Genomic DNA, 15,960 nt, shown 5'->3' with positions numbered 1-15,960 from the left:
AGGCGCATGACCGCCGTTCACGCCCGGGTGGCCGGAGTGGCCGCCCACCTGCCCGAGACCACGATGACCACCGCCGAGCTGGAGGACCGGCTCGCCGCCCGCAACCCGGGGATGGACCTGCCCCGGAGCGTGATCCACAAGGCCAGCGGGGTGCGGCGCAGGCATGTCGCGCCGCCGCACGAGATGCCGTCCGACCTGGCCGCGCACGCGGCCCGCGCGCTGCTGGCCGAGCGCGACCTGCACGCGCGCGACCTCGACCTGCTCGTCTACGCGGGGGTGACCATCGACCTCATCGAACCGGCGACCGCGCACATCGTGGCGGCGAAGCTGGGCGCCGGCTGCCCGGTGTTCGACGTGCGCAACGCCTGCAACAGCGTGCTGAACGCGATCCAGGTGGCCGAGGCGCTCATCGTCACGGGCCGCCACCGGCGGGTGCTGATCTGCTGCGGCGAGCTGCCGACCGCGTTCATGCCGTGGACGCTGTCCGGGGCCGACGAGTTCCTGACGATCGCCGCCGCCTACACGGTGTCGGACGCGGGAGCCGCGCTGCTGCTGGAGCCCTCGGTGGAGCCCGGCGTGCTCGGCCACCGGTTCGCCGCCCAGTCGCTCGGGTGGGACGCCGCCACCGTGCCGCTGCTCAACCTGACCTCCGACCCGGCGTCCGACTGGCCGGTCATCCGGCCGCTCACCGTCGACGCCGTCGAGCTGGTGCGCGGCATCGAGGCGACCGACCACGCCGTCTTCACCGACCCGCTCGCCGCGCTCGGCCTCACCTGGGACGACTTCGCCGCCGTGTGCGTGCACCAGGCGTCGCTGCCCGCGCTGTGGAAGTTCTGCGACCACGTCGGGATCCCGCAGGGCAAGGTGGTCGTCACCATCGCCCAGCACGGCAACCTGGTGGCGGCGACGCTGCCGGTCCAGCTCGCCCAGGCGGTCGCCTCGGGGCGGGTGCGGCGCGGCGACCTGGTCGCGCTCGTCGGGCTGGCGAGCGGGTTCAGCGCCGGCACGGTGGTGGTGCGGTGGTGACGCCAGCGCCGGTGAGCGAGCTGGTCACCCGGGCCGAGCGGTGGGCCGCCGACCGGCCGGACGCGGTCGCCTGCCAGGTGGGCGGGCGGGCGCCGCACGCGGTCAGCTACGCGGAGACGGCCGAGGCGGTGCGGGAGACGACGGCAGCGCTGGCGCTCGCCGGAGTGCGTCCGGGCATGCGGACGGTGCTGCTGGTGTTCCCGGGCGTGGAGCTCGGCGTGCTGGCGCTGTCGCTGCTGCGGCTGGGGGCGGTGCCGGTCATGGTCGATCCTGGGCTGCCGTGGGCGGCGGTGCGGCGGTGCCTGGCTCGGGCGGAGCCGGAGGCGTTCATCGGCGTGCCGCTCGCCCAGGCGGCCCGGCTGGCGCTGGGCTGGGCGCGGCGCACCAGCCGCGTCACGATCACGGTCGGGCCGCGCCGGTTCTGGCCGGGCCCGACCCTCGACGGCCTCCGAGCCACCGCCCGTGCCGACGCCCGTGCCGACGACCGCGCCGACGACCGCGCCGACGCCCCTGCCGACGCCCGTGCCACCGCCCGCGCCACCCCCCGTGCCGACGCCCGCGCCACCGCTCCCGCGCCCGGGCCCGACGATCTGGCGCTGATCGCGTACACGTCCGGGTCGACCGGCCCGCCGAAGGGGGTGCCGTTGCGGCACCGGCATCTGACGGCGCAGCTCGACCTGCTCGCCGGGCTGGACGCCGTCCGCGCGGGCGCGTCCGTCCTGTCGACGTTCGTCCCGTTCGCGCTGGGGGCCGCAGCGCTCGGCGCGACCGCCGTGCTGCCCGACCTGGACCCGCGCCACCCGCTGCGGTTCGACCCGGCGGCGCTGGCCGAGGACATCCGCCGCTACCGGGTGTCGGCGGCGTTCGCCGCGCCCGCGCTGCTGGACCGGCTGGCCCGGCACTGCGCGGCCCGGGGGCTGGTGCTCGGCTCGCTGGACACGGTGGCCGTGGCGGGCGCGCCGCTGTCGCTGCCGACGCTGGAGCGCGTGCGCGCCTGCCTGCCCGGCGGGGCGCGGGTGCTGTCGGTGTACGGGGCGACCGAGTGCCTGCCCGTGGCCGCGATCGAGGGGCGTGAGCTGACGGCGGCGCTGGCCGCGCACCCGGGGATGGGCACCTGTCTGGGCACGCCGCTGCCGGGGGTCGAGGTCCGGGTCATCGGGGTCACCGACGACCCGATCGCCCGGTGGGACGACGACCTGGTGGCGCCGCCCGGCGCCGTCGGCGAGATCGTGGTCTCCTCCCCCGCCGTCAGCGACCCGTACCTGGACGATCCCCACGCGACCGCCCTGGCCAGGATCGCGGACGGCGACCGGGTCTGGCACCGGATGGGCGACCTGGGCCGGCTGGACGAGGACGGCCGGCTGTGGTTCGCGGGCCGCAGGTCCGAGCGCGTCCGCGCGCCGGGCGGCGACCTGTACCCCGACCACGTCGAAACGCTGCTGGCGGGGACGCCGGGGGCGCGCCGGGTCGCGCTGGTGGGCGCGGGGCCGCGCCCGGTGCTGGTGGTGGAGCCCGAGGACGGCGTCCGGCCCGGCGCGGCACGGGCCGCGCTGCTGGCGGAGGCCGCGCGGCACCCGGCCACGGCGGGGCTGCGCGACGTGCTGGCGCATCCGCGGTTCCCGGTGGACGCCCGGCACAACAGCAAGATCCGCCGCGATCTGCTCGGCGTCTGGGCCGGGCGGCGGCTGTGAACGTTCTGGTGACCGGGGGCGGCGGGTTCCTCGGCCTGGCCGTGTGCCGCCTCCTGGCCGGGCGCGGCGACAGCGTGCGCGCCCTGCACCGCCGCCGGCACGCCGGGCTGGAGGCGCTCGGCGTCACCCAGTGCCTGGCGGACGTCCGCGACCCGGCCGCCGTGCGCGCCGCCGTGGACGGCTGCGAGGCCGTGGTGCACTGCGCGGCCATGACGGGGACGTACGGCGCTTACCGGGACTTCCGCGAGGTCAACGTGGACGGCACCCGCAACGTGCTGGACGCGTGCGCGGCCGGCGGCGCGCGGCTGGTGCACGTGTCGTCGCCGAGCGTCGTCCACGACGGGCGCGACCTGGAGGGCGTCGACGAGTCCGTCCCGTACGCCACCCGCTTCACCGCCGCCTACCCGCGCACGAAGGCGATGGCCGAGCGGATCGTGCTGGCGGGGCCCGTCCCGGCCGTGGCGCTGCGCCCGCACCTGGTCTGGGGGCCGGGCGATCCGCACTTCCTGCCCGGGTTCGTGGCGAACCGGCGGCGGCTGTGGCTGCTGGGCCGCGAGGACCGGACGATCGACACCGTCTACGTGGACAATGCGGCGGACGCCTGCGTGCTGGCCCTGGACCGGCTGCGGCCCGGGTCGCCGCTGTGCGGGCGGGCGTACTTCGTCACGCAGGGCGAGCCGTGCGGCTTCGGCGAGTGGGTGAACGCGCTGCTGGCCGCGGCCGGGCTGCCGCCGGTGCGGCGGCGGCTGCCGGTCCGGGCGGCGCGGGCGGCGGCCTTCGTCCTGGAGCGGCTGGCCGGTGTGCGGGACGGCTGGGAACCGCCGCTCACCCGGTTCCTGGTGGAGCAGGCGTCGACCGCGCACTGGTTCGACATCTCGGCCGCGCGCCGCGACCTCGGCTACCGGCCGCGCGTGAGCATGGCCGACGGGCTGGCCCGCCTGGCCGCGCACCTCTCGGAGGCCCCGTGACCCGGTTCCCCGGCTACCCGTTCACGTCCCACTGGTACGCGCATCCGTCCCGGGGCGGGCTGCGCCAGCACTACGTGGACGAGGGGGCGGGGCCGCCGGTGCTGTTCGTGCACGGCAACCCGTCCTGGAGCTACCTGTGGCGGCGGCCGGTCGCGGCGCTGCGGGACCGGTTCCGCTGCGTGGCGCCGGACCATCTCGGCATGGGCCTGTCGGACAAGCCGTCCGCCGAGGAGTACGAGCACACGCTCGCCTCGCGCGTCGACGACCTGGACGCGCTGGTGGGGCATCTCATCGCCCGCCGGGGCGCGCCCGGCCGGGGATGGACGCTGGTCATGCACGACTGGGGCGGGCCGATCGGCATGGCGTGGGCCTGCCGCCACCCGGGCCGGGTCGCCCGCCTGGTCATCCTCAACACGGCGGCCTTCCCGAACCCGCACGGCGAACGGGTCCGGCTGCCGCTGCGGGCGCCGCTGTGGGTGCTGCGCCGCACCCGGCTGGGGGCGCGGCTGTTCCTGCGGCACAACCTGTTCGCGCGGGCCGCCACCTGGCGTCCGCTCGGCGTGCGCCGCCGCATGCCCGCGCACGTGCGGGCGGCCTTCCTGGCCCCGTACGACCGGCCCGCGCACCGGGTGGCCGTGCAGCGGTTCGTGCACGACATCCCGCTGCGGCCGGGCGATCCGGCGTGGCCGCTGCTGGAGGGGACCGCCCGGCGGCTGGACCTGTTCGCCGGGCTGCCCGCGTTCGTCGGGTGGGGGCTGCGCGACCCGGTGTTCGACCCGGCCGTGCTGGCCGAGTGGCGCCGCCGCCTGCCCGCGGCCCGGGTGCGCGTCTACCCGCGGGCCGGGCACTACGTGCTGGAGGACGCGCACGAGGACCTGGTCCCCGAGATCCGCGCGTTCCTGACCGGGTCCGCCTGACCCGGCTGTTCAGGCTCCGGGGTTCTTGCGGGCGATGGCGGCGTTGAGCGCGGTGGCGAACAGCGTCCATCCGGCGTAGGGCAGCAGGAGCAGCCCGGCGCGGCGGTCGGCCGTCCAGCCCCGGCGGACGAGCAGCGCGTTGGAGGCGTTCAGCACGGCGATCTCGGCGAGCGCCGCGCGCGGGGCGTGCGCCCGGAAGAACAGGGCCGGCCAGGCGGCGTTGAGGAGCAGGTTGGCGGCCAGCGCGCCGCGGAACGCCCGCCGGTCCTCCTCCCGCCCGTTCGACAGGGCCCGGACGCCGGCGTAGGTGATGAGCCCGTACAGGGGCGTCCACACCAGGCCGAACGCCTGCGGCGGGGGCTGCCACGACGGTTTCGCCAGCCGCCGGTACCAGGCGGAGCGCGCGTCGGTGGCGAGCGTTCCGGCGACGGCGGCGGCGGTGACCCCGAGCGCGGTCTTCAGCAGGAGTTTCCCTTTCATGGCGATCTCCTGCCCTCGGAGCGCGCTCCCGCACCTCGGTCAGGGGCCGGCGATCCCCCTCTCGCGGAACCTCGCGTCCTGGGGCATACTTATGCCGGTTGACCATGATCACTGACCCCCGGTGAAGGGCACCATGGCTGAGCGTGGCATCGACCGGCGACGGCTCCTGACCGTCTGCGGCCTGTCCCTGGGGCTGGCCGCCCTCCCCACCGGGGTGCGGGCCGCCGCCTCGCCGCCCGGCCCCCGGCCCCGCCGCGCCGAGGCGACGTGGGAGAACATCATCGAGAAGTCCTCCTTCAGCAGCTGGGCCGCGTTCGACCAGGAGTGGAACCGCCTCTACCCGTGGGACGGCGACGCGGACACGCACAACGGCGCCGCGCTGATGCACGCCGGCCAGATCACGCTGTCGGAAGGCGTGCTCACCCTGACGGCGACCCGGCTCGCGGCGGCGCAGGGCACCAGCCCCCACGCACCGCACGCCCCGCTCTGGTACCGCTCGGGCGCCGTCCACGCCAAGGAGCTGATCCTGGTCGACGACCAGTTCCCCGAGTACGACATCGAGGGCGAGTTCAGCGCGCAGACCGGGCCGGGCGTCTGGCCGGCGTTCTGGACAACCGGCGAGTGGCCGGCGTGGCCGCCGGAGAGCGACATCCTGGAGTACGTGGGCGACTCCACGAACCTCTTCAACACCTGGAACAAGACCTCCAGCGGCGACGAGGGCGAGGAGTCCGGCGGCGACCACTTCGTCACCCGGGCGAAGGTCCCCGTCGCCGACCCGGCGGCCTGGCACACGTACCGGGTGTGGATGTACAAGCAGGGCCCCGACGTCATGATCGACTACTACCTCGACGGCACGTGGGTGGCCACCCACCGGGGCAGGAACTGGGCCGGCGTCCCGCAGCGCCTCATCATCAACCTGCAGATGGGCTCGTACGCCTCCGGGCTGGACGGGCCCGGCGACGCCGGCTGGGCCGACCAGCTGCCGGGGCCCACCGGCGACACCCTGCTGCGCGCCCGCAACGTGTGGGCGGGGCGCACCCGCGCCTGGTAGCCGCCGGGGCCGCGCCCGTGAAGGTGGAGCCGCTGGCCGTCACGAGCCTCCCGCCGATGGGCGCCAAGGCCGCGGAGCTGACCGCGAAGGCCCGCGGCGGCACGGCCAGGACCGCCTCGCCGCAGCGGGCGCGGGCCGCGCGGGCGTTCCACGAGCTCCAGCTCAACCTGTGCAACAGCGGCAAGGCCGCCTGCTACGCCGACGGGCAGGCCGTCTTCGAGGGCGGCGACCTGATCTACGTGCTGGCCCCCGACCTGGTGACGCTGAACGAGATCTGCTCCGTCGACCTGCCGGACTACCTGCAGCCGTCGCTGGCCGAGGCGTGGCCGGACGACTGGACGTACTCCGTCTTCCAGCCTGCGCTCAACAAGGCCACCGGCCAGCCGATCACCTGCACGAACGGCGGCACGTACGGCAACGCGGTGCTCGGCCGGGTCCCCGCGGACCTGTGGCAGGGGGCCGACGGCTGGGCCGGCCAGTACACGACGCAGGACAGCGGCAACGAGGTGCGCACGTTCGCCTGCGCGTACGCGATCGGCGACCACCTGTCGTGCGCCACCCACCTGAGCGCGGCGAGCGAGGCGATCGCGCTGGCGCAGTGCCGGGCGCTGATGTTCGACGCCGTGCCGTACATCAGGTCGGAGGAGGGCATCTCCGGCAAGACGGTCGTCGGCGGTGACTTCAACCTGGAGTACGACACCTCCGACCCGGAGAACGTCCAGAAGTGCGTGCCCGCGGGCAACGTCCGCAAGGGCGACGGCGACGTCCAGCACGTGATCTTCAGCAACGACTTCGCCTTCACCGGCCGCTCCACGTTCGGGATGACGCACACCGACCACGACGCCCTCCTCATCAAGCTCAGCAAGCCGTGAGCGGGTCAGTCCCAGCGGAAGAAGGCTGAGGCGACGGCCGTCCCCACGACCACGCAGCCGGCCAGGCCGATCAGGTGGGCGCCCTGCACCGGGGCGCCCGCCCAGGCCGCCGACAGCGCCTCGACCCCGGCGCCGAACGGCAGCCACTCCCCCACCGCGGCGACCGGCCCCGGCAGGCTGTCGCGCCCGCCGAACATGCCGCCGGTGGCCCCCAGCAGGAAGAACAGGGTCAGGCCGATCGCCACGGCGGAGTTCGGCGTGGGCGACAGCGCCGCGACGATCAGCCCGGTGGCGTACATGGCGGCCACCATCAGCGCCAGCACGCCGACCGCGGCGCCCGCGCGCACGGGCGGGTTCGCGCCGAAGGCCAGCAGGGCGAGCACCCAGGCGGCGGCGATGCCCACGGCGATCTGCGCCACCCCGACCGCGGCCTGCGCGACCAGCACCATCAGCGGCGAGGCGGGCGTCACGCCGAGGCGGCGCAGGATGCCGCTGCGCCGGTAGTAGGCCAGGAAGCTCGGCATGTTGACGACGCCGGTGGTGGCCGCGACCATCGTGAACACCAGCGGCAGCACGTACACGTCGAGCGCGGTCCGGCCGTTGCCGACGCTCTGACCCCCGGCGGCGGAGGCGTTCATCACCAGGATGAGCATCGGCAGGCCGATCGGCACGATCAGCCCGGCGGTGTCGCGGGCCACCATCTTGAGCTCGCAGACCAGCAGCGTGCCGAAGGCGCGCGGGCCCGGCCGGTGCGCGGTGACGTCGGTCATCGGCGATCCTCCTCCTCGGCGCCGAGCCGGTGCCCGGTCAGCGCGACGAACGCGTCCTCCAGCCCGGCCCGCTCGCTGCGGGTCTCGGTGGCCACGACGCCGGCGCGCACGAGCGCGACGCTGACGGCCTGCAGCAGCTCGCCGTGCCCCTCGACGACGACCCGGCCGCCGTCGGCGCGCACCCGCTCGACGCCGGGAAGCCCTTCCAGCAGGCCCTCCGGTACGGGCGTCGCCGCGTGGAAGGTGATCCGCTGGGCGAACCCGGCGCGTTCGACGAGCCCGGCAGGCGAGCCGAGGGCGACGACCCGGCCCGCGTCGAGCAGCGCGACCCGGTCGCACAGCCGCTCGACCTCCTCCATCGCGTGGCTGACGAGCAGGACGGTCACGCCGGAGTCGCGCATCCGCTCGACGGTGGACCACATCTGGCGGCGCGCCTCGGGGTCGAGCCCGGTGGTGAGCTCGTCGAGGATCACCACGCGGGGCCGCCCGACGAGGGCGAGCGCGATCGACAGCCGCTGCTGCTGGCCGCCGGACAGGCTCTCGAACCGGTTGCGGGCCGAGGCGGTCAGGCCGACCGACTCGATCAGCTCCCCGGCCGGCACCGGGTCGCGGTAGAAGGTCGCGTACAGGCGGACCAGCTCGGACACGGTGAGCGCGGCGTGCAGGGTGGCGTCCTGCAACTGGACGCCGAGGACCTGGCGCAGCCGGGCCCGGTCGCGCCGCGCGTCCAGGCCGAGGACGCGGACCGCGCCGCGGTCGGGCCGCCGCAGCCCGGCGATCAGCTCCACGGTGGTCGTCTTGCCTGCCCCGTTGCGTCCGAGGATGCCGAAGATCTCCCCGGCGTCGATCGACAGGCTGACGTCCTCGACGGCGACCTTGGGCCCGTAGCGCTTGTGCAGTCGTTCCGCCTCGACGGCGGGCGTTGATGACATGTCCCGGACGTTAGACGGGGGCCGCCGACCGGCGCCTGTGCCGATCGTCAGCATCGGCGGCCGTGACTTTCGGCACCCCCGGACTGGCGGGAGTCGCCATTACAGTGGCGTCATGCGGCGAATCGAGCCGGACACGTGGGCGGGCCTGGCGATGCTGCTGGTGTGTGTCGCGGTGGGCACCCCGACGCTGCTCGGCGCGGCCGGGACGCGCGTCCCGCTGCCGGTGTGGGGGGTGCAGTTCGCGCTCCTGCTGGCCACGCTGATGGGCGCCGCGCTCTGGGAGGACAGCCGCCCCCTGCTGTCGCGGGCGTGCTACGGCGCGTCGATCGTGCTGGGCTGGCTGACGCTGCTGACCGCGCCGAACGCCGGATGGCTGCCGATCCTGCTGGTCTGCACCGCGACCATGGGCGCGTACGTGGCCCCGCCCTGGGCCGCCCCGGCGGTGATCGCGCTCAACAGCGTCGTCATCGCCGTGACCGCGGGCCTGGCCGGCGCCGATGCCGCCTCGATCGGCCTGCAGACGCTGCTCTACCTGCTGATCCAGGTGGCGGGGCTGCTCAGCTCGCTGTCGATCCTCCGGGAGCAGCGGATGCGCCGCGAGCTGGCGGAGGCGCACGTCGAGCTGCGCGCGGCGAGCGTCATCCTGGCCGACACCGCCCGCGCCCACGAACGGCTGCGCATCTCCCGCGAGCTGCACGACCTCATGGGGCACCAGCTCACCGCCCTCACGCTGGAGCTGGAGGTCGCCCGCCACCAGGAGGGCGACGCCGCCCGCGCCCACGTCGAACGCGCCGGCGAGGTGGCCCGCACGCTGCTGAGCGACGTGCGCGCCACCGTGGGCCGGCTCCGCGCCGACGCCCCCGAGCTGCGCGCGTCGCTGCGCGCCGTGGTGCGTGACATCCCCGGCCTGGACGTCGACCTGCGGATCGACGACGACGTGCGGCCCTGCGAGGAGGTGACGCTGACGCTCGTCCGCGTCGTGCAGGAGATCGTCACCAACACGATCCGGCACGCCGGAGCGACCTCGCTGCGCGTCCGGATCGAGAGCGCGCCCGACGGAGGCGTCCGGCTCACCTCGGCCGACGACGGGCGCGGCAGCCCGCTGCTGCGGCTCGGCAACGGGCTGCGCGGCCTGCGCGAGCGCGTCGACGCCGTGGGCGGCCAGGTGCGGTTCGACGGCAGCTCCGGGTTCCGCGTGACCGCCACGGTGCCGGGGCGGTGACCGGGGTGACCCAGGCGATCCGGGTGATCGTCGTCGACGACCAGACGCTGGTCCGGCAGGGCATCCGCAGCCTCCTCGACCTGACCGAGGACATCGAGGTGGCCGGGGAGGCCGACGACGGCATGGCGGCGCTGGCGGCGATCGAGGAGCACGCCCCGGACGTCGTCCTGCTCGACCTGCGCATGCCGCGTCACGACGGCCTCTGGACGCTCGACGCGCTGCGCGAGCGGGCGGGCGGCGCGCCGCCGGTGCTCGTGCTGACCACGTTCGACGACGACACGCTCGTGCTGGACGCGATGCGCGCGGGCGCGGGCGGCTACCTGCTGAAGGACGTGACGCTGGAGCGGCTGACCGGGGCCATCCGGGTGCTGGCCGGAGGGGGGACGCTGATCTCGCCGTCGATCACCGACCGGCTCATGCGGGCGGTGCGCCGCCGCCGTCCGCCGGACGGGACCGGCCTGCCCGCCGTCCAGCCGCTCACCGAGCGGGAGCTGGAGGTGCTGCGGCTGGTCGCGGAGGGCTACAGCAACCGGGAGATCGCGCAGGCGCTGTTCCTGGCCGAGGGCACGGTCAAGAACCACGTCTCGACCGTGCTGCTCAAGCTGGGGGCGCGCGACCGGACGAACGCGGTGCTGCGCGCCCTGCACGCCGACCTCCTCGGCTGACCGCTTGATAGGCAAGTGACGACTTGCCTATTGTGGGGTGCATGGCGGATGATGTCTTCAAGGCCCTGGCCGATCCCACCCGCCGGCGCATCCTCGACGCGCTGGTGCAACGGGACGGCCAGACGCTGTTCGAGATCTGCGCGCGCCTGGTGACCGAGCACGGATCGGGCCTGACCCGCCAGGCGATCAGCCAGCATCTGGCCGTCCTGGAGTCGGCCGGCCTGGTCCGGACGCGCCGCCAGGGCCGCTACAAGTTCCACGACCTCGACACCGAACCGCTTGAGCGCGCCATGACCCGGTGGCTCAAGCCCCGCACATCTGAGGAGAACCCATGAGGATCCACCTGACGAGCGTCTTCGTCGACGACCAGGAGAAGGCGCTGCGCTTCTACACCGACGTGCTCGGCTTCGTGAAGAAGAACGACGTGCCGCTGGGCGAGGACCGCTGGCTCACCGTCGTCTCGCCCGAGGCGCCCGACGGGACCGAGCTGCTGCTGGAGCCCGACGGCCACCCCGCCGTGAAGCCCTACAAGGCGGCGCTGGCCGCCGACGGCATCCCGGCGGCGTCGTTCGCCGTGGACGACGTGACCGCCGAGTTCGAACGGCTGCGCGCGCTCGGCGTCACCTTCACCCAGGAGCCGCTGGAGATGGGCCCGGTCACCACGGCCGTCCTGGACGACACCTGCGGCAACCTCATCCAGATCGCGCACAGCAAGTAGCCCCGCGCCCGGCCTCCCCCGCCGGGTGACGGCAGGCGTAAATGAGGAAAAGAGTTCTTACCCACTCATCCCCGATATCCAAACTCTGCATTTGACAGGCGGAAACTCCACCCCAAACTGGGCATTGCGGTCACGTTCTTTTTGATAGATCATCGACGCGTGGCCCCCGCCACCGATGCCCCTAGGCTCGGAGGACGCCTGTCGTGATTTTCGCTGTCGTGGGACTGGTATTCGTCGGCGTGATCGGCCTGGTCAACCTGGCGATCCTGCTGGTCCTGCTCCGCCGGTGGCGCGAGCTGGGACCGGCCGGAGGCGCGGGCGGCCGGGGAATCGTCCGGACCATCGATCGAATTCCGAGTTTCTCCGCCGAAGCCCTCGACGGCGCCACGGTGACCGAGCGCACGCTGCTCGGAAAGGAGTCCCTGGTCGGATTCTTCTCGCTCACGTGCGAGGCGTGCGTCACGGCGGTGCCGCTGTTCGCCGCGCACGCCGAGCGGCTGCGCGCCGCCGGGGGGATCTCCCTGGCGATCGTGCACGGCGACGACGCGGCCGGCAGCGAACTGGCCGCGATGCTCCGCGACACGGTCGACCTCGTGATCGCCGAGGACGCGCGCGCCGAGCTGTCCCGACGCTACGGCGCCAGGAACTACCCGACCTACGCCTGGTACGGCCCCGACGGCGTGGTCACCACGGCGGGCGCGGGCGTCGCCGCCCTGCGGACCGAGCTGGTCGCCCCCTAGCGCCTCCCGGAGGCCACCCCCCAAGCCCGCGCGGGCTGCCGGCCACGGTGAACACCCCCTATCCGTGGTCCGGAGCCCGCGTGCGGAAAACCGATCCACTCACCCCAGAGGAGAGGCATGATCCAGAGCCTGACCCGGCGTGTCACCCGCGCGGTCGAGACCCTGCTCCCCAAGGCCACCGCCGACGCCGGATGCACCCCCGAGTCGTGGATGGAGTACAAGGTCCAGGGCGGTGTGTGCTTCGGCCGCACCTGCTCGCTCAACGGCGCCTGCGTGAAGCACTGCGGCGCCTGGTACAGCTACAGCCACAACTACTGCTGATCCCCGCGTGAGCTCAACGCGCGCGGCCGCACCCGCCAGAGCGGCCGCGCGCGTGCCCCCCTTTCCCGGAGCTTCCTGGAGCTTTCGTGCTGTACGTTTCGCTCGCCTGCCGTCTCACCCTGGTGGCGGTGCTGGCGCTCGCGGCGGTGGCCAAGCTGCGCTCCCCGCGGGTGTTCGCCGCCTCGCTGGCGGGCTTCGACGTCGTCCCGGCGCGGCTGCGCGGACCGCTGGCCGTGCTGGTCCCGGCCGCCGAGCTGCTGGTCGCGCTCCTGCTGGCGCTGCCGCCCACGGTCACGGCGGGGTTCGTGGCCGCGACGGCGCTCTGTCTCGGGCTGACGGCCGTCCCGGTGCTGGTCGTGGCGCGCGGCAAGCGGGTGACCTGCGCCTGCTTCGGCGCGAGCGAGGCGCCGCTCGGCGTCCGGCACATCGCCCGCAACGCGGTGCTCCTGGCGGCGGCGGTCACGGGCGCGGCCGTGGCGCTCACGGCGGGCGGCGGGATGCCGCCCACCGTGCCCGGGATCGTGCTGGCCGTGGTCTCGGCCGGCGTGCTCACCGTCCTGATCGTCTTCGTCGACGACCTCGCCTCGCTCTTCGCCTCTCCCTCGTCGGCCGGGGGCCGCTGAGGCGGCGCCGGAAGGGACCTCCGTGGAACACCTTGCCGCAGGACTCGTCCTGGTCACGGCGATCACCGCGCTGAACGCGGTGCTGACCCTGGCCCTGGTACGCCGCTGGCGGAGCCTGACGAGCTCCCCGCCGGACGCCCACGACCACCACGACCACCACGGCCACGAAGGCCACGACGGCGCGCCGGATCTGGGCATCGCGCCCGGCAGCCGGATGCCCGTGTTCTCCGCCGTCGCCGCCGACGGCTCGGCAGTCACCCGCGAGACGCTGATCGGCCGGCCCGCGCTGGTGGCGTTCCTGTCGCTGGACTGCTCGGGCTGCGACGACAGCCTGCCCGCCTTCGCCGAGCGCGCACGGCGCGTCCGCGAGGCGGGCGGCCGGGTGCTGGCCACGGTCGTCGGCGTCGACGCGGCCGGGAGCGAGCTGGCCGCCCGGCTGCGCGACCTCGCCGACCACGTGGTGCCCGAGTTCCTCGACGCGCCGGTCGGGGCCCGGTTCGGGGCGCGCTACTACCCCGGGTTCGCCCACTACGACGCCGACGGCATCGCCGTGACGGCCGGCGTCGGCCTGGCCGCGCTGGACGCCCCGGACGACGTACGGGACGTACGGGACGGCGTACGGATGGACACGCGGGACGGGGAGACGGCGGCGCGGTGAGGGGCGGCGACGGCGCGGAGGGCGTCTCCATCCTGCGCGCGATGGCGGCCGCGTACGCCCTGGCCTGGCGGTCCTGCCCCGGCATGCTGCTCGTGCAGGGCGTCACGGCGGTGGTCGGCGGTACGGCGCCGGTGGCCGCCGCCTGGCTGACCAAGGTCGCGCTCGACGAGCTCGCCTCCCCCTCCCCCAGGGCAGGCGCGCTGGTGTGGGTGGCGGCCGGGATCGGCGCCCTGGGCGTGGCGCTGGCCACGACCTCCGCCGTCACCGCGTACGCGCAGGGGCGCGCCCGGCGGGCCATCGGGCTGCGGTCGCACGACCGGCTGTTCGAGGCCGTCAACGGGATGAGCGGCCTGGCGCGGCTGGAGGACCCGCGCTTCCACGACCGGCTGCGGCTGGCTCAGCAGTCGGCCGAGCACGCCCCGGACCAGCTCGTCCAGATGGGCCTGGCCACGGTGCAGGGGGCGCTCGGCGTCCTCGGGTTCCTGGGCGCGCTGGTGGCGATCAGCCCGGTCATGGCGGGGGTCGCGGTGCTGGCCGCCGCCCCGGCGATGGCCGCCCACCTGGCGCTGAGCAGGCGGCGGGCGGGCCTGATGTGGCGGACGAGCCCCGGCATGCGGCGCAAGCTCTTCTACCAGATGCTGCTCACGGATCTGCAGGCGGCGAAGGAGGTGCGCCTGTTCGGGCTGGGCGGCTTCCTGAAGGGCCGGATGCTCACCGAGCTGCGCGCCGCCAACCGTGCGGAGGACCGGCTGGAGGGCGGCGTGGTGCGCGTCCAGGTGTCCCTCGCCGTGCTCGGCGCGCTGCTGTCGGCCGGCGGGCTGGTGTGGGCGGTGCACGCCGCGGCGGGCAGGAGCATCGGCGTCGGCGACGTGTCGATCTTCATCGCGTCGCTGGCCGGAGTCCAGTCGGGGCTGGCGGCCCTGGTGCAGGGCATCGCCGCCGGGCACCAGTCGGCGCTGGTCTTCCATCACTACCTGGCGGTGACAGGGGTCGCGGACGACCTGCCCGTGCCCGCCCGGCCGCGCGGGCTCGCCCCGCTCGCACGTGGGATCGAGCTGCGCGACGTGTGGTTCCGCTACGGCGAGGACTCCCCGTGGGTGCTGCGCGGGCTGAGCCTGACGATCCCGTACGGGACGAGCGTGGCGATCGTCGGGCTGAACGGCGCAGGCAAGAGCACGCTCGTCAAGCTGCTCTGCCGCTTCTACGACCCGCAGCGCGGCAGCATCCTGTGGGACGGCGTGGACGTGCGGGACGTCCCGGTGGCGCGGCTGCGCGAGCGGATCGGCGCGGTGTTCCAGGACTACATGGACTACGACCTGACCGCCGCCGAGAACATCGGCCTGGGCGACCTGGCCGCGCTCGGCGACCGGGACCGGATCCGCGCCGCCGCCCGGCGGGCCGGGGTCCACGAGGTCGTCGAGCGGCTGCCGTCGGGCTACGGGACGCTGCTGAGCCGGGTCTTCCACGCGGGCGAGGAGGACGACGGCGACGGCCCGGCGAGCGGCGTGCACCTGTCGGGAGGGCAGTGGCAGCGCCTGGCGCTGGCTCGCGGGCTGATGCGGCAGGGCCGCGACCTGATGATCCTGGACGAGCCCAGCTCCGGCCTCGACGCGGTGGCCGAGGCGGCGGTCCACGACCGGCTGCGGGAGTTGCGCGCGAGCTCCACCAGCGTGCTGGTCTCCCACCGGCTGAGCGCCGTGCGCCGGGCCGACCGGATCGTCGTCGTGCAGGACGGCCGCGTGCTGGAGAGCGGCGACCACGCCTCGCTCACCGCGTCGCCGGACGGCGCGTACGCCCGGCTGTTTCGCACCCAGGCGGCAGGCTACCGCGAGGACCCGGTGGCCGCCGAGTGAGCCTGTTCCTGGCCTGCGCGGTGGTCCTGCTGGCCGGGGGCGCGGTGGCGGCGCGGCTGCTGCTGTCCACGGTGACCGTGCGGGGCGGCAGCATGTCGCCGGCCCTGTCCGACGGGGACGTCCTGCTGGTGCTGCGCGGCCGCCGCCGGGTGCGGGCGGGCCGGATCGTGGTCGTGCGGCGGCCCGCGCCGGGCACGGGCTGGGCCGGGCCCGCCGGGACCGGCTGGTACGTCAAGCGGGTCGCCGCGGCGCCCGGCGACCCGATGCCGCCGTGGGCGCCTGCCGGGCTGCCCGACCGGGTGCCGCCGGGGGCGCTGGTGCTGCTCGGGGAGCACCCGGGCTCGGAGGACTCCAAACAGTGGGGCCTCTGCCCGGCGGAGCTGATGTACGGGGTGATGCTGCTGCGGCTGTCACGATGACCGCATCACATCTCGGATGACGCTATCATCTGGA

The 15,960-nt window shown here is 74.9% G+C and carries 19 protein-coding genes; 16 read left to right on the top strand and 3 right to left on the bottom strand.

Annotated elements, in window-relative coordinates; translation table 11 throughout:
- Positions 1 to 6 precede the first annotated feature (6 nt).
- The 4 genes from AB0G11_RS35355 to AB0G11_RS35340 are packed head-to-tail and all read left to right on the top strand — an operon-like array spanning position 7 to position 4,602.
- The gene (locus AB0G11_RS35355) at positions 7 to 1,026 is read left to right on the top strand and encodes a 3-oxoacyl-[acyl-carrier-protein] synthase III C-terminal domain-containing protein (protein WP_357591070.1); all 1,020 of its coding nucleotides are present in this window, start codon (positions 7 to 9) and stop codon (positions 1,024 to 1,026) included.
- Positions 1,020 to 2,717 (top strand): fatty acid CoA ligase family protein, encoded by a 1,698-nt coding sequence (locus AB0G11_RS35350; RefSeq protein WP_219510114.1) that lies wholly within the window; start codon positions 1,020 to 1,022, stop codon positions 2,715 to 2,717. The genes AB0G11_RS35355 and AB0G11_RS35350 overlap by 7 nt, the downstream gene beginning before the upstream one ends.
- Positions 2,714 to 3,685 carry an NAD-dependent epimerase/dehydratase family protein gene (locus AB0G11_RS35345; RefSeq protein ID WP_357591068.1) on the top strand — a complete coding sequence of 324 codons (972 nt, stop codon included), beginning with the start codon at positions 2,714 to 2,716 and terminating at the stop codon, positions 3,683 to 3,685. The genes AB0G11_RS35350 and AB0G11_RS35345 overlap by 4 nt, the downstream gene beginning before the upstream one ends.
- Positions 3,682 to 4,602 (top strand): alpha/beta fold hydrolase, encoded by a 921-nt coding sequence (locus AB0G11_RS35340; RefSeq protein ID WP_357591066.1) that lies wholly within the window; start codon positions 3,682 to 3,684, stop codon positions 4,600 to 4,602. The genes AB0G11_RS35345 and AB0G11_RS35340 overlap by 4 nt, the downstream gene beginning before the upstream one ends.
- 9 nt (positions 4,603 to 4,611) lie before the next feature.
- Here the strand turns inward: AB0G11_RS35340 and AB0G11_RS35335 are convergent, their stop codons facing one another.
- Positions 4,612 to 5,082: a TspO/MBR family protein gene (locus AB0G11_RS35335; protein ID WP_219510109.1), complete on the bottom strand. Its 471-nt coding sequence runs from the start codon at positions 5,080 to 5,082 to the stop codon at positions 4,612 to 4,614.
- 133 nt (positions 5,083 to 5,215) lie between these two features.
- Here AB0G11_RS35335 and AB0G11_RS35330 point away from each other — a divergent pair, with 133 nt between their 5' ends.
- Both AB0G11_RS35330 and AB0G11_RS35325 read left to right on the top strand, forming a co-directional pair.
- The gene (locus tag AB0G11_RS35330; protein WP_357591065.1) at positions 5,216 to 6,133 is read left to right on the top strand and encodes a family 16 glycosylhydrolase; all 918 of its coding nucleotides are present in this window, start codon (positions 5,216 to 5,218) and stop codon (positions 6,131 to 6,133) included.
- A gap of 17 nt (positions 6,134 to 6,150) precedes the next feature.
- Positions 6,151 to 7,005 (top strand): endonuclease/exonuclease/phosphatase family protein, encoded by an 855-nt coding sequence (locus tag AB0G11_RS35325; protein WP_219510107.1) that lies wholly within the window; start codon positions 6,151 to 6,153, stop codon positions 7,003 to 7,005.
- Between the two features lie 5 nt (positions 7,006 to 7,010).
- Here AB0G11_RS35325 and AB0G11_RS35320 read toward each other — a convergent pair whose 3' ends face one another.
- Positions 7,011 to 7,775 carry an ABC transporter permease gene (locus AB0G11_RS35320; protein ID WP_219510106.1) on the bottom strand — a complete coding sequence of 255 codons (765 nt, stop codon included), beginning with the start codon at positions 7,773 to 7,775 and terminating at the stop codon, positions 7,011 to 7,013.
- The gene (locus tag AB0G11_RS35315) at positions 7,772 to 8,707 is read right to left on the bottom strand and encodes an ABC transporter ATP-binding protein (protein ID WP_357591063.1); all 936 of its coding nucleotides are present in this window, start codon (positions 8,705 to 8,707) and stop codon (positions 7,772 to 7,774) included. The genes AB0G11_RS35320 and AB0G11_RS35315 overlap by 4 nt, the downstream gene beginning before the upstream one ends.
- 112 nt (positions 8,708 to 8,819) lie before the next feature.
- Between AB0G11_RS35315 and AB0G11_RS35310 the strand changes: the two genes are divergently transcribed.
- The 10 genes from AB0G11_RS35310 to AB0G11_RS35265 all read left to right on the top strand — a co-directional run bounded on the left by AB0G11_RS35310 (position 8,820) and on the right by AB0G11_RS35265 (position 15,926).
- Positions 8,820 to 9,929, top strand: coding sequence for a histidine kinase (locus tag AB0G11_RS35310; protein ID WP_219510104.1), 1,110 nt, complete (start codon positions 8,820 to 8,822; stop codon positions 9,927 to 9,929).
- Positions 9,926 to 10,594 (top strand): response regulator transcription factor, encoded by a 669-nt coding sequence (locus tag AB0G11_RS35305; RefSeq protein ID WP_308126002.1) that lies wholly within the window; start codon positions 9,926 to 9,928, stop codon positions 10,592 to 10,594. Before AB0G11_RS35310 ends, AB0G11_RS35305 begins: the two co-directional genes overlap by 4 nt.
- A gap of 41 nt (positions 10,595 to 10,635) precedes the next feature.
- The gene (locus tag AB0G11_RS35300; protein ID WP_219510103.1) at positions 10,636 to 10,929 is read left to right on the top strand and encodes a metalloregulator ArsR/SmtB family transcription factor; all 294 of its coding nucleotides are present in this window, start codon (positions 10,636 to 10,638) and stop codon (positions 10,927 to 10,929) included.
- Positions 10,926 to 11,312, top strand: a complete 387-nt coding sequence (locus AB0G11_RS35295) for a VOC family protein (RefSeq protein WP_357591061.1) — start codon at positions 10,926 to 10,928, stop codon at positions 11,310 to 11,312. Before AB0G11_RS35300 ends, AB0G11_RS35295 begins: the two co-directional genes overlap by 4 nt.
- A gap of 218 nt (positions 11,313 to 11,530) precedes the next feature.
- Positions 11,531 to 12,052: a TlpA disulfide reductase family protein gene (locus tag AB0G11_RS35290; RefSeq protein WP_219510099.1), complete on the top strand. Its 522-nt coding sequence runs from the start codon at positions 11,531 to 11,533 to the stop codon at positions 12,050 to 12,052.
- Positions 12,053 to 12,169: 117 nt separating this feature from the next.
- On the top strand, positions 12,170 to 12,373 hold the full coding sequence (locus AB0G11_RS35285) for a hypothetical protein (RefSeq protein ID WP_219510097.1): 204 nt from the start codon (positions 12,170 to 12,172) through the stop codon (positions 12,371 to 12,373).
- Positions 12,374 to 12,459: 86 nt separating this feature from the next.
- Positions 12,460 to 12,996, top strand: a complete 537-nt coding sequence (locus AB0G11_RS35280; RefSeq protein WP_357591059.1) for a MauE/DoxX family redox-associated membrane protein — start codon at positions 12,460 to 12,462, stop codon at positions 12,994 to 12,996.
- Positions 12,997 to 13,018: 22 nt separating this feature from the next.
- Positions 13,019 to 13,654, top strand: a complete 636-nt coding sequence (locus tag AB0G11_RS35275; protein ID WP_357591057.1) for a hypothetical protein — start codon at positions 13,019 to 13,021, stop codon at positions 13,652 to 13,654.
- Positions 13,651 to 15,507: an ABC transporter ATP-binding protein gene (locus tag AB0G11_RS35270; RefSeq protein ID WP_357591055.1), complete on the top strand. Its 1,857-nt coding sequence runs from the start codon at positions 13,651 to 13,653 to the stop codon at positions 15,505 to 15,507. The genes AB0G11_RS35275 and AB0G11_RS35270 overlap by 4 nt, the downstream gene beginning before the upstream one ends.
- Positions 15,504 to 15,926 (top strand): S26 family signal peptidase, encoded by a 423-nt coding sequence (locus tag AB0G11_RS35265; RefSeq protein ID WP_357591053.1) that lies wholly within the window; start codon positions 15,504 to 15,506, stop codon positions 15,924 to 15,926. The genes AB0G11_RS35270 and AB0G11_RS35265 overlap by 4 nt, the downstream gene beginning before the upstream one ends.
- Positions 15,927 to 15,960 lie beyond the last annotated feature (34 nt).

Origin of the sequence: Nonomuraea sp. NPDC023979 (assembly GCF_040639085.1) — a bacterium.
Taxonomy (GTDB): domain Bacteria; phylum Actinomycetota; class Actinomycetes; order Streptosporangiales; family Streptosporangiaceae; genus Nonomuraea; species Nonomuraea ceibae.
The sequence above is the reverse complement of the archived record's forward strand: the minus strand, read 5'-3'. Positions and strand labels throughout refer to the sequence as shown.